Raw genomic sequence first — 13,260 nt, 5'->3', positions numbered from 1 at the left:
CCATGTGGTCCAAAAGATTATCCGGTATTAGCTTCGGTTTCCCGAAGTTATCCCAGTCTACAGGGCAGGTTGCCCACGTGTTACTCACCCGTCCGCCGCTAACAATTGAGAGCAAGCTCTCAATTGTTCGCTCGACTTGCATGTATTAGGCACGCCGCCAGCGTTCGTCCTGAGCCAGGATCAAACTCTCCATAAAAGTGTTTGATATAGCTCAAAAAAAATAATTCATTGACGAGATATTTACTATCTCTTTAATTCGCTTGGCTGTGTGTTCAGTTTTCAAGGAACTATCTGCTACCTTCACGGCAACAAGATCTTAATTGTAACATATTCAAATGACCATGTCAACAACTTTTTTTGTTTCTGTCAGCTGTTCAAATCAGCGACTTAATTAATATACCATCACCATCCGAGTAAGTCAACGTTTTCCCTCAAAAACTTTCAACCAAAAATAAAAAGCTTGCTACCACTAAGGATAGCAAGCTTATTTTCTAGTCTAAGAATACAAAGTAGGCAATGAATACGAAGAACAATACATACATTAATGGATGAACTTCCTTCGCTTTCCCTTTCGCTACCATCGTAATTGGGTAGAAAATGAAACCTAACGCGATACCGTGAGCAATACTAAAAGTTAACGGCATAGTTAGTACTGTTAAGAAAGCAGGAACTGCAATTTCGAACTTCTTCCAATCAATTAAAGATAATGAAGATGCCATTAAAATCCCAACTACGATTAATGCTGGCGCTGTAACAGCTGGAGTTTCCATAAAGACAACTAGTAGCGGCGAGAAGAATAACGCGATTAAGAATAAGAATGCTGTAGTCACTGAAGTAAATCCAGTTCTCCCACCCGCAGCAACACCTGATGCAGACTCGATATAAGCGGTTGTTGTTGATGTACCTAAGATAGCACCAATCGATGTAGCTGACGAGTCAGCTAGTAACGCTTTATCTGCACGTGGTAACTTATTGTCTTTTACAAAACCAGCTTGATTAGCAACCGCATATAACGTTCCTGCAGTATCAAAGAAATCAACAAATAAGAAAGTTAATACAACAACTAGTAAACTAACTGTAAAAACTTCAGAAAAATTAATCGAAAATGCCGCACCGAAAGTCGGCTCTAAACTCGGGATAGAACCTATAATACCACTTGGCATTGGTGCAATCCCAGTAATTACCCCAACAATTGCAGTTAGGATCATGCCGTAAAAAATTCCACCTTTATAACCGCGAACCATAAAGATAACTGTAACAACTAGACCAAACATCGCAAGTAGCGGGGCACCGTGAGTAATATCCCCTAATGTCACTAGTGTTGCTTGGTAAGGAAGGATAATTCCTGCATTTTTTAAACCAATAAATGCGATAAACAAACCAATACCAGCTGCCGCTGCATATTTCAATTCAATTGGAATTGCATTAATAATTGTTTCACGAACCTTAGTTACGGTAATAAGAATAAAGATAAGACCAGATAAAAATACACCAAATAAAGCCGTTTCCCAAGGAATACCCATTCCTATTACAACACCATAAGCAAAGAATGCATTAAGCCCCATACCCGGCGCTAAGGCGATTGGATATTTTGCAAGAACACCCATAATTAACGTCCCGATTGCTGCAGCTAAGGCAGTCGCTGTAAAAACAGCACCACTATCCATGCCAGCATCACCTAAGATTAACGGATTTACAAATAAAATATAAGCCATAGATAAGAACGTTGTAAGACCTGCAACCATCTCTTGACGATACGAAGTACCGTGCTCTTTAAAACCAAAATAACGATCCATTATTAATAGTTCCTCCTCAAAATTTCTATTTTGATTTTGCTAACATTATTTATCGTTAGCTTTAAGTTCCCTTTTATTCCTTTTTTACTCAGAAACAAAAGAAGCTCCAGATAGTTTTATCTACCTGGAGCTTTGACAACAAGAAACATCACTTAATATATACAAAAGCTTATATATTAAGTACTTTCTTCGTAGTCAAGCTATTTACGGTAGCTCGGTAGAGACGCCCAGGCCATATTCCTGAGTATATACGAAACCTTATTAAGTTCACATTTCAGTTACTTACAATGTGAGTTTATCAACAAAATCCGACAAAGTCAATAACAAAAACGAACATTTTTATATTAAAACGATAAAATTATTCGTGTTTTCTATTCCCACTCAATAGTCGCTGGTGGTTTAGAAGTAATATCATAAACAACTCTGTTTACATTCTTTACCTCGTTTACGATTCGTACTGAGATTTTTTCCAGTATATCGTAAGGAATTCTCGCCCAATCTGATGTCATCCCATCAATAGAAGTAACCGCACGAATACCTACAGTGTAATCGTATGTTCTTGCATCTCCCATGACACCGACACTTCTCATATCAGGAAGAGCCGTAAAGTACTGCCAGATTTCACGTTCAAGTCCGGCCTTTTTAATTTCATCACGAAGAATTGCATCACTTTCACGAACAATTTCTAATTTTTCTTCAGTAATTTCACCTAAAACACGAATACCAAGTCCTGGTCCCGGGAAAGGTTGACGCCAAACAACTTCGTCAGGAATTCCTAACTCTGTTCCTACTTTTCTTACTTCATCTTTAAATAACGTGTTCAGCGGCTCAATTAATTTGAACTTCATATCTTCTGGTAGGCCACCGACATTGTGGTGAGACTTAATTGTTTGCGCTGTTGCTGTACCACTTTCTACGATATCTGTATAAAGAGTTCCTTGAGCTAAGAAATCCATTCCCTCTAGCTTTGTTGCCTCTTCTTCAAACACATAAATAAATTCATTTCCAATAATCTTTCGTTTTTGTTCAGGATCTTTCACACCTGCTAATTTAGATAAGAAGCGTTCTTGAGCGTCAATTTTAATAACGTTCATGTTGAAGCCTTCAGAGAATGTTTTCATAACGCTTTCCGCTTCATCTTTTCTAAGTAGCCCATGATCAATAAACATACACGTTAATTGATCACCAATTGCTTTATGAATTAAAACGGCTACAACTGAAGAATCTACACCACCACTTAGGGCACAAAGTACTTTTCGATCACCAACTAGTTCTTTGATTTTTGCCATTTCTACTTCAATGAAGTTTTCCATTGACCAGTTGCCTGCACATTCACAAATTTTATAAACAAAGTTTTCTAGTAGTTGATTACCGTACTCAGAATGGCGTACTTCTGGGTGAAATTGAACTCCGTAAAGACCACGAGACACATCACTCATCGCTGCTACCGGACAAGATGGACTTGTAACGTCAACAACAAACCCTTCTGGAGGAGCTACTACTAAGTCACCATGACTCATCCAAACAGATTGCTCCGTTGGAAGATCAGCATATAACTTAGTTGGGTTTACTACCTTAATCATCGCTTTTCCATATTCACGGTGGTTAGCAGCTTCAACTTTTCCACCAAAATGAAGGGACATTAATTGCATACCATAGCAAATACCTAAAATAGGAATACCTAGCTCAAATATTTCCTCATCACATTTTGGAGCCCCTTCTGCGTAAGCACTGTTGGGACCACCCGAAAAGATAATGCCTTTTGGGTTCATTGCTTTTATTTCAGAAGCACTGATCGTATTTGGATGTAGTTCACTAAAAACACCAAGATCACGAATTCTACGTGCAATCAATTGATTGTATTGACCACCAAAATCCAAAACAACAATTTTTTCATTACTATTTTCCATTCTCAAAACTCCATCCTCTACTCTAATTTTCCTTATAGCTTACTCTTTTAACAACAAAAAAACTAGAACCAACCTTTACGAAGTAGTTACTCACTTCCTGAATAGAGGAAGACAGTAACTCCAACTGATTACTATTAAGCCCTATACTAAGTATTTCACAGCTAAGCAACCCTTATGAGAGTTATCCTGTGAAGTTTCATGGGCTAGTAATCAAGTAAAGGCAGAATCCTAGTTTAATATAAACACCCTTTGTTTCTAAAACAAAGTCTCGTTTCTAAACAAAATACTAAGAAAAGAGTAAGTTCTGCCTTCATAGTCAGATTATTTACGGCAATCCGGTAGAGACTCTTAGGCCATATTCCTAAGGATATACGAAGGTATTTTTACAATGTTCGACATTAATTACGCAATTATTGTAACAGTCGACTACAAAAAGCGCAAGAGTGCATTTTTTTACTATTATCATAAATACTTAAGTAAAATATTGTTCGTCTTTTACTTAAAATACACTCTTATCGCTAGAACATTGTTTAAGAACTTAATTTCTTCACTAAAACTTCCCACTGAGCTTTGTTTTCTCTCCAACTATGATCAACTTTTGCATTCCCGTAATATAGTTTTTCATAGCGAAGGGTCAGTACACTCATATCACTTGTTGATAATCTCTCATCAATACGTTTAGCATATTCACGTAATGTCTCGTCCGGATCACGTCGATAGCCATTAAGCTGTAGTAACCAGAGCAATCGTTCATATGCTCTTATAAAATGATCTTCTTCATTAGATTTTAGTTTAAATACATACAAAAAGAAGAGTGTAAGTAATTTTTGATGATTTTTATAGATAAGGAAACCAACAAAAGTTACCACGAGTATTATCCAGAATACCTCATACGGGAATTTAAATGTCTTAAGGTTCTCTTCAGTAGTTAATCCACCAGACGGCTCATAGCCCCCTTCTAAATCCACCCCATCTTCTAATGGCAAAAATGGATTTTCTGGATCTATTTGCGGTCTATCAATATTTTCTCGTTGATTTTCTTCATTATTTCCGATTAAATCTATCTCTTGCTGATCTTCTATAAATTCAAACGAAGAATTGAAACCCTTAGTTGGTTCAAATGGCACCCAACCTACTTCAGGAAAGTAAACTTCTACCCATGAGTGAGCATTGGCATTTGAAATTTCGTACTCGTTATAGGTACCAAACCGGCCAGTTTGTACTCCTTGAGTAAAGCCTTTTACCCACCTAGCGGGAATATCCAGTGTACGAAGCATGACAACCATTGATGTTGAGAAATTATCACAATAACCCTGTTTTGTTTCAAATAAAAATTGATCAACATAATCTTGCCCTTCTGCAGGTACAGCTACTTCTGTCGTTTCATAGAGAAAGCCGTTTCTTGAAAAATAGCCTTCGATAGCTTTGACTTTATCATAACGATTATCATGCTGCCCTGTGATTTCAACAGCTAATTCTCCGATACGTTCTGGAAGTTCAGGCAATTGCAAATATACTTCCTGAATATGTTCAGGATCGTTATTAGACGAATTCTTAAGCTGACCGACAGAAAACTTAGGCGATTGATAGGTTAGCGCATATTCCTTCAAAAATAAAGGTTTCCCATCATCAGTAGTAGTCCCTACTTTGCCACTGACATAGTCAATTAAAAACTGCGAGTCCTCCTCTCCCGAATAGAAGACTATCCCATCTCGATCTACCTTTGAAAGCTCACCAGGATAAAAAAGATGCCAATAGCGGTGGTCATTAACCATCGTAATTGTTGCCTCATTTGTTTCCTGAGCAACACTTAGATCGTACATTTGTACCGCCACTTTGTTGTCATAATAATCACTATAACGGAACGTTCTATTTAACTGAGGATCAACAGACTGCCAGCCCCTACCTGTGTATACCTCTTTTGATTCTCCACGCCAATAATGACCTTCTTTTGCTCTAGCCCTAAAGACAACAGTGTCATCATGGGTAAATCCACCGCCTAGCTGTTCGTCGTTATACCCATAGCCAATCGTGCGAACTGGAGTACCTACGCCAACACCTTCTCCACCCATAGCACTTGTGAACATCGGAACTGGGTCTGGCCAAATTGGCGCATACTTCGGTGAAAAATAAGCGATGATTGCTACAGCTGCAATTATCACGGTTAATTTATTTATCCACGCTTGCCCTTTGAAGTAATCGCTTTTTACTTGTTCTTTTTCTTCTAAGCGCATTTTATATAACAACGTCATTAGAAAAAATCCAGCAATCACCAAGCGAATAATTGCACCACTCGCGTCATAGAGAGTAAACGTATCAATAACAGTTACATAGATAAGTGTTACTAAAAGAAAGAGCGAGATCCTCTTCACATGACAAAGCCAGAAGTGGATGAGATAGCTAATAATTGCTAGTACAATAAATAATAAAAAACTACGAAACTCAAAAGATAGGGCGTTCAAATCATTCCCTACTATGAAGGTTATGTTCCTAGCTAGGTCTTCTCCAAACCAGACAACGGTTGCAATTCCTTCTCTGAGAAAATGACCATCAAAGAAAATTGTGTGTAAGCCATACATCATCGCTATAAATATACTAGGAATAGCGATATAACCTACTAATCGAATATACATTAGAAAAAAGCAAAATAGAATAAACCAGACAAACACATAGATATTTCCTGTGTCAGTAATAATCGGCAACGGACGAAGCCATTCCCATAAAACAATAAACCCTAGAATATAGGAGAGCGCCATCGGGAAGTAGAAGATGTTATGATTCTTGAGCAACAGCTTCACCTCCTTGCAGATCAATTTTGAACGTGTTTTTCCCTACAACATAATAAGGAACACTTAGTTTGCTGATCAGTTCTAGCTTATGTTTCTCATAAAGAGTAAGATCACGATTCCCTGATACAAAGCAAAATGCCGTTTGTACCCTCTTCTTTTTTAATCTTCGTACGTTTTCAATCAAATCATCGGTTATTCGCGTCGTAATGATAACGACTATTGTGTCAGCAGTTATCTTATGAATTTCTTTTACAAAAATAAAATCAAAGACATTACCCAGATGGAAATTCAGTTTTGCTAGGTGCTCTAACATACTTGCCTGGTGATTTTCACCGTAGTGAATTGGATAACGACTTACATCATTTCCAATAGAGAGTAAACCAAGATGATAGTGATGCTTATGGCTATGGACTGTAAACGATGTGGCTAATTCGACTGCTTTTTCAAAAACTACTGCGTCGCTCTTATCCTTAATCGAACAGTCAAATGCAACTAAAAATCGTTGACCTAAATATTCTTCAAATTCTTTTGTCATTAACTTGTTAATTCTAGCCGTAACTTTCCAATCGATACTCGTCAGACGATCACCTGGAACATACTCTCTTGAACCTGCTACCGACGTAACATCTTCAATGATCCGTTGTGATGTAATATAAGCTTCTGCCTCATTTTCATTGTAGACATCCCAATCATTAAGTTCTTGGAAGCTTGGGTAAACAACGACTTCTGTTAGTACCGGTACTTCTTTTGCTTTCGTGAAAAGTCCAAACAAGTCACTTGTTCGAATGTTCACCTTAGAAAATTGGTATTCTCCCCGCTTAGGCTGTCTAATCGTATAATTATACGTTAATTGTTTTTCAAAGGTGGGATAAAGAATTTGCTTCGAATTAATATTCTTATTCTTAAGTTTCCAATCAGTAGGAATTACGTCTTCTATAAGAAAGAAGAGAAACGGAAAGGGATATTTACGCGAAAGGGTAATGGTTACCCGTAGATCCTCGCCAGCTACTAATCTCTCAGCATTAACTTTTCTAGTTGCTGTCACTACGCCAATAGGCATGATGGCAAAAACAACTGTAGTTAGTAAAACCAGTGCCGTTGTGTAAAATAGGAACCAACTTACAAATCCACCTTGAAACATCGCATAAGCAAAGGTTGAAATTCCAATCAATATAAGGAAAATCACCTTTAAAATCGGCTGATACTTTTTCATTAGCGAACAGCTTCTTTCCTAACTGGGATTTTCACACGTTGAATAATCTCGTTAACGACTACTTTTGTTGACACATTCGCAAACTTTGAATCTGAATTTAAAATGATTCGGTGTCCTAGAGCATAAGGCGCTAAAAACTTGATATCATCAGGGATAACATATTCTCTACCCTGAACGTAAGCTAAAGATTGAGCCGCTTTCATCAAGGCAATCGATCCCCTCGGACTTGCTCCTAAATACACAGAGTTATGATCTCTTGTTTCATTTACAATGGAGATAATATAAGACTTAATAGACTCATCAACGTAAACTTCTGTTACTTCCCTTTGCATATCTAATAAGTCTTCTAATGAAAGAACTGCATCAATTTGTTCAATCGGGTGTTGTTTCTCTACTCGATTTAAGACTTCCATCTCCTCTTGGTGAGAAGGATAACCAATTTTAAACTTAAACAAAAAGCGATCTAGTTGAGCCTCTGGTAATGGGTAAGTTCCGCCATACTCAATTGGGTTTTGCGTAGCCATAACAAAGAACGGCTTCTCTAATTGACGAGTCTCCCCATCTGTTGTCACACTGGCTTCTTCAAGAGCCTCTAAAAGAGCAGCCTGTGTTTTTGGTGAAGTTCTATTAATCTCATCCGCAAGCACAACATTGGCCATAATTGGACCTGGGCGAAATTTAAATTCCATTGTTTTCTGATCATAAACAGATACGCCTGTCACGTCTGAAGGCAATAAATCGGGAGTAAACTGAATACGTTTGAAGTTCGCTCCTATAGATTTAGCAATAGCTCGTACCATCATCGTCTTTCCTACTCCTGGCACATCCTCTAAAAGAACATGGCCACCACTCAACATGGCAATAAGACTTAAGGTAACCTCTTTTCGTTTTCCAACTACGACCTTCTCTACATTCTCGACAACTTTATTAATAAGTGGGTGTTTAACCATAAATGTTTGATTTTCTTGCACTGAAAGGCCTCCTCTTATTCTGTATCTTTTTAATATTTCAAATTGTTTTTATCAATTATAACATTTATGTTACAAATTTTCTTTATTTTTACATAAGTATTATTTCACTTATGAAAACATTACTAAAGACGTTTTTAAAAAGAGAAAGTTACACATTGACATATTTAAATTACCGAGACAAAATACCAATTTTTGAAGAGCGAATATGGTATATAGAATTTTTTCATTAGGGAGGCAGAATAATGGAACAAACGTTTTCAAAGAAAGGCACTACACCAAGGCACCTGGCTTGGCACGAAACATTGGAAATTCATGAGTTAGTAGCTTTTCAAGCAGGTGGGCTTATGAAACTAAAGAAAGCGTATAAGGATATTTCTTGTCCGACGTTAAAATCTATTTACGCCGAAGCTATCACTGGTATAAGTACAAATATACGAGAGTTACTTAAATTTTTTGACTTAGCCCCTCGCCCTGAGAGAACTGATGAGTATCGCGATGATGATCTTCCATTTTATGCAGGAGACCTTCTCGGGTTAGCTAAGACATCTGTTCGAAACTACAGTATTGCGATTACAGAAACAGCTACTCCTGAATTACGAAGAGTGTTAAAGAAGCAATTGAATAATGCCATTGACTTGCATGCAAAAATCTTTGCCTACATGCACGAAAGAAGCTATTATCCTGCTTATAGCTTAACTCAGCTTCTCCAAAACGATGTGAATTTAGCTAATAAGGCCCTAGGTAAGCAAATGTAAGGGGACACGGGGACAGGTTCCTTGTCTTATCAAAGACAGAGGGAAAGGGAAAAATCACGCCATCTTTTTTCCTTATAAATATTATAGATTGTGAAATCACTGTTTGGAATATATGCATCGTTTCCTCTATTGGATAGGTTTACATGAAAAAGGGGTCTAACAAACGAGTTATGTTTGCTAGACCTCTTTTTTTATGGCTATTTTTGCAAAGTTTGTTGCTTTCGTAAAAATCCCAAAAGCCGGATTTTTACACAAAATACTGAGAATTCACAACTAAGTTAGTAAGTATTGCTCTTTTCTTACATAATTTATTGGCTGATATCTTCATCTAGGGTATTTATCCGATTATTTTAGGGTAAAAAAGCCACAATGTTTACGAAAAAAGCCTTTTTTTTTCATTATCTTAGCATAAGCACACGTACACATATCCAATCAAATAACCTCCACTAACCGATTTACCTCATATTTTTCTAATGAGGGGGCACGGGAACAGGTTCCTGCCCTAACCTTTATGGCTACAATTAGAAAAAGGGACTATGTCCCTCTTTCTAATCCCTTTCACGGCCACCGGTGTACCTTAAAAACGTCCGCCTAATATAGACTTTTCTCCGTAAATGTCCACGGAAGGTGCCAGGCACCCAAAAAAGTTATCTTCCTACATAATATGTTTCTGTAGGTCCTAGATAGCTATTGGCAGGTTTCTTTCCTTCTGGATAGATAACGAGCTTTTCTAATACAAATCCCGGGCTAACTGCGTATATACGTAAGGTATTTATCCCTTGATGACAATTTATTTTACTCACATGTCTGTCAATATTATCTAGCACACGGATTGCCCAGTTGTGATCATCAACTCGATACCCTTCTGGAAGTGTATTAACGATGTTAATTTCATCGTCATTTACTCGGATCCCACATAATATTTTGTAATCATTCGATACAGGGTTAGATGGTTGCATGTATAATTCCAACTCATGTTTTCCAGCTTCTTGTACGACGAATTGGTATTCCAGGTAAGGAGCATCTTTTCCAGGAGTAAAGTATTCTGTTGTTGGGAATGCCTTCACCGCTGATAATGTTTTCCCATAAACATGAAGCACCTCAAATTTATGAACATCACCCTGCTCGCTCTTAGCTTCCTGAGTTAAAATAAAGTGTTCTGCTTCAATAGAAATAAATCCTTTTGTATCAACGAAAGTCTTTTCTGGGAAGTTACTTACGTCAATTGGTGATGCGTTTACAACGATCGTAACAGTACCTACCGGCGTTTCCACTACAATACTACCTTCTGTTTCTCCACTCATTGCACTACGATTAATTTTCACATCGATTTTTTCGTTTGTTTTTTCGAGACCATCTAAAGTACCGCTAGTCTTAGAACATATTAGCCACTGATGATCGCACGTAATCTTAAACTCAGCTTGGAGGTCACTAATACTAGAGATTGTAAAAGAAGCTTCTTCAACATCCGGCTCTAAAAAGTCATTTAAATATAACTTGTTTTTATGCCATGGGCTACCTTCGCTATGTTGATCCGTACCATCCACTGTAACGACCAGTCTTGCCTTGCTTGCAGGCATGACATTCATTAAGATTGGGTACTGGCACTCATCTTCATTCCAATGAACAAAACCAATATGTTCAGACAGTCCCATACCGTACCACTTGCCATCCTCAATCGTATGATACTGCTCCACTAGCTCTCGATCTCTTTTTAGACATTCTTTAATCTGTTCAGAAAGTTTATTTGCTTCCATTTTCCCTAGTTTTGCAGCGTAATGATTTTTTCCAGCGAGTAACCACATCTTTTGTAGATTAAGATTTCCTACAGTCGGATAATAAACTAGTGCAAAGTAAGCTGGAAAATGCTCAGGATCGACCTGCTTATAAAGTTCCTCCGCAAGATCCAAAAGGTAGTCGATTCGAGCTAATAATTGATCCGTTTCCTTGTAATTCACAGGATGGTAGACATCTGCATTCATATGCTCAGGTCTACGATTATGAGCAATCTTTGTATAACCCGTCAGTAGCTCACGTATCTTCTCCATTTTATTTGGACCGAACACACCACCAAACTGCTTTTCAATCCATTGTTTAGTATATAGATCCGTTTTATTTAAAGCATTTGTTCCCCATTTTTCAAAGTCATAAGCCATATCGAGGAAATAGGATAATGGGAATTCTTGCGTACAAACATCACCAACATTGACGATCCACAGATCGCGAATACCAAAGTCGTAAGCCATCGTCATCTGTTCCCATATCTTCGGGAGGTAAGAACTGTTAATCCATTCATAAGATATAGGTCCACCATGATAATCAAAATGATAATACATCCCGTAACCACCTTTATGGTCACGCATTTCTTTCGTTGGTAACGTTCGAAGGTTTCCATGATTATCATCGCAGAGCATTAAAATCACATCTTCAAGTTCCTCTGAGTTCATTAACCCTGGTGTATCTTTATCTCCATAAAAGAAAGGTTCTACTTCTTTATAAAAAGCTAGCATCCTTGGTACTTCTGAGAGATTAGGATTTACATTTTCTTGTATTAAACGATTTTGCGTTTGTATTACATCTCTTAGCAATTCAATATTGTCAGCTAATGTAGCATTTTTCCCCATGATGGATGTATCTTGTTCACCGCGCATTCCTACAGTAATGACATTTTCAAATTTCCCGCTACGCTTTAGACCGTCTTCCCAAAACTTTGTAATGCCTTCTCTGTTCGTTTTAAAATTCCACGCATCACCATAAATTGAATTCTCTCCACGGAGATATTTATATTCCTCTCCATAACGCAAGCAAGGCTCATGATGAGATGCACCCATGACAACCCCGTATTCATCTGCTAACTCAGCATTTTCCAGTCCCGGCCCTTCATCACTGAAACGAGCTGACCACATCGCAGGCCAGAGGTAATTTCCTTTTAATCTCAACAATAGTTCAAAAACATGATCATACATTTCTGCATTAAATCCACCGAAATTTTTCATCGTCCAGTTACCAAAGGCTGGCCATTCATCATTGATAAAAAAGCCACGGTAACGAACAGACGGTTCTTTAGATATATATTTTAAGTTTTCACTCAAGGAAAATGATTCTTTACGCTGGGGCTTTACACTACTCCAGTCCACTAGTGGGGAAACACCCAGACGTTCAGATAGATGAAATAAACCATAGATCGTCCCCCGTTTATCACTCCCCGCAATTAATAGAGCGCTTTCAACACCTTCAATGGGTTGGTTGATTACTTGAAATAGATACACTTCTCTCTTTCCAGTAATTTCGGACAAATCTATCATAGTCTTCTCTTCTAGTTCCTGAAGTATCGAACTATGACCGATCGTTCCGTAAATGATAGTGTGTTTACCGAGCTTTGTTCTATCATTTGTTGATTGTGGTGCGTATCCGAAAACCAACTCCAGATCATGCATCACCTTACCAGCAATTTTATTTACACCACTGAATGCCTCTTTCTCCTGATAAAATAACTGACCATTAGTAGATGCATTTTTTAACATATCTTGGCAAATTACGAAATCCATAAAATCATCCTTTCCCATGTAAACCTTTTCATAAAGAGACAGAGGGACAGGTTCCTCGTCTCATACTAGAACCCTGCATCGGAAATATACTGTCCATCCACATAAACCTCTTGTATATATTACCTCATCTCTACTTGAGGAATTCTGTAAAGAATAATGGCAAAGATAAAAAAATCCCAATCATACTTATTTTATCTCTTGAACATCTTATATGTCGTCCTTAGAAAATATACTTCTGCACCAATAGATTAAAGGACTTTAAAAGACAAGGGGACTGT

The 13,260-nt window shown here is 37.7% G+C and carries 7 protein-coding genes, 1 rRNA gene and 2 riboswitches; of the genes, 1 reads left to right on the top strand and 7 read right to left on the bottom strand.

Going from position 1 to position 13,260, the window contains the following annotated elements:
- From DS745_RS10445 to DS745_RS10420, 6 genes are all read right to left on the bottom strand, one after another.
- Window positions 1-196 (bottom strand): 16S ribosomal RNA (locus DS745_RS10445); the annotation flags it as partial.
- A 295-nt stretch (window positions 197-491) separates the two neighbouring features.
- The gene (locus DS745_RS10440; protein WP_129078201.1) at window positions 492-1,796 is read right to left on the bottom strand and encodes an NCS2 family permease; all 1,305 of its coding nucleotides are present in this window, start codon (window positions 1,794-1,796) and stop codon (window positions 492-494) included.
- A 172-nt stretch (window positions 1,797-1,968) separates the two neighbouring features.
- Window positions 1,969-2,070: riboswitch (purine riboswitch) on the bottom strand.
- A 97-nt stretch (window positions 2,071-2,167) separates the two neighbouring features.
- Entirely contained in the window at window positions 2,168-3,706 is a 1,539-nt protein-coding gene (guaA, locus tag DS745_RS10435; RefSeq protein WP_129078200.1) for a glutamine-hydrolyzing GMP synthase, read from the bottom strand.
- Between the two features lie 293 nt (window positions 3,707-3,999).
- Window positions 4,000-4,101, bottom strand: a riboswitch (purine riboswitch).
- Window positions 4,102-4,236: 135 nt separating this feature from the next.
- A complete protein-coding gene (locus tag DS745_RS10430) occupies window positions 4,237-6,495 on the bottom strand; it encodes a DUF4129 domain-containing transglutaminase family protein (protein ID WP_129078199.1) in 2,259 nt (752 codons plus the stop codon).
- Window positions 6,479-7,708, bottom strand: a complete 1,230-nt coding sequence (locus tag DS745_RS10425; RefSeq protein ID WP_129078198.1) for a DUF58 domain-containing protein — start codon at window positions 7,706-7,708, stop codon at window positions 6,479-6,481. Before DS745_RS10425 ends, DS745_RS10430 begins: the two co-directional genes overlap by 17 nt.
- Window positions 7,708-8,658 carry an AAA family ATPase gene (locus DS745_RS10420; protein WP_129078204.1) on the bottom strand — a complete coding sequence of 317 codons (951 nt, stop codon included), beginning with the start codon at window positions 8,656-8,658 and terminating at the stop codon, window positions 7,708-7,710. The genes DS745_RS10425 and DS745_RS10420 overlap by 1 nt, the downstream gene beginning before the upstream one ends.
- A 263-nt stretch (window positions 8,659-8,921) precedes the next feature.
- Here DS745_RS10420 and DS745_RS10415 point away from each other — a divergent pair, with 263 nt between their 5' ends.
- Window positions 8,922-9,434: a spore coat protein gene (locus DS745_RS10415; RefSeq protein WP_129078197.1), complete on the top strand. Its 513-nt coding sequence runs from the start codon at window positions 8,922-8,924 to the stop codon at window positions 9,432-9,434.
- A gap of 647 nt (window positions 9,435-10,081) precedes the next feature.
- Here the strand turns inward: DS745_RS10415 and DS745_RS10410 are convergent.
- Window positions 10,082-12,982, bottom strand: a complete 2,901-nt coding sequence (locus DS745_RS10410) for a glycosyl hydrolase 115 family protein (protein WP_129078196.1) — start codon at window positions 12,980-12,982, stop codon at window positions 10,082-10,084.
- Between the last annotated feature and the right edge of the window lie 278 nt (window positions 12,983-13,260).

This window comes from Anaerobacillus alkaliphilus (genome assembly GCF_004116265.1).
GTDB classification, from domain to species: domain Bacteria; phylum Bacillota; class Bacilli; order Bacillales; family Anaerobacillaceae; genus Anaerobacillus; species Anaerobacillus alkaliphilus.
The sequence above is the reverse complement of the archived record's forward strand: the minus strand, read 5'-3'. Positions and strand labels throughout refer to the sequence as shown.

Bases quoted from the DNA above. Each gene is read 5' to 3' on its own strand.
- DS745_RS10410 (WP_129078196.1), bottom strand. From the start codon at position 12,982: ATGGATTTCGTAATTTGCCAAGATATGTTAAAAAATGCATCTACTAAT.
- DS745_RS10415 (WP_129078197.1), top strand. From the start codon at position 8,922: ATGGAACAAACGTTTTCAAAGAAAGGCACTACACCAAGGCACCTGGCT.
- guaA (WP_129078200.1), bottom strand. From the start codon at position 3,706: ATGGAAAATAGTAATGAAAAAATTGTTGTTTTGGATTTTGGTGGTCAA.
- DS745_RS10425 (WP_129078198.1), bottom strand. From the start codon at position 7,708: ATGAAAAAGTATCAGCCGATTTTAAAGGTGATTTTCCTTATATTGATT.
- DS745_RS10440 (WP_129078201.1), bottom strand. From the start codon at position 1,796: ATGGATCGTTATTTTGGTTTTAAAGAGCACGGTACTTCGTATCGTCAA.
- DS745_RS10420 (WP_129078204.1), bottom strand. From the start codon at position 8,658: ATGGTTAAACACCCACTTATTAATAAAGTTGTCGAGAATGTAGAGAAG.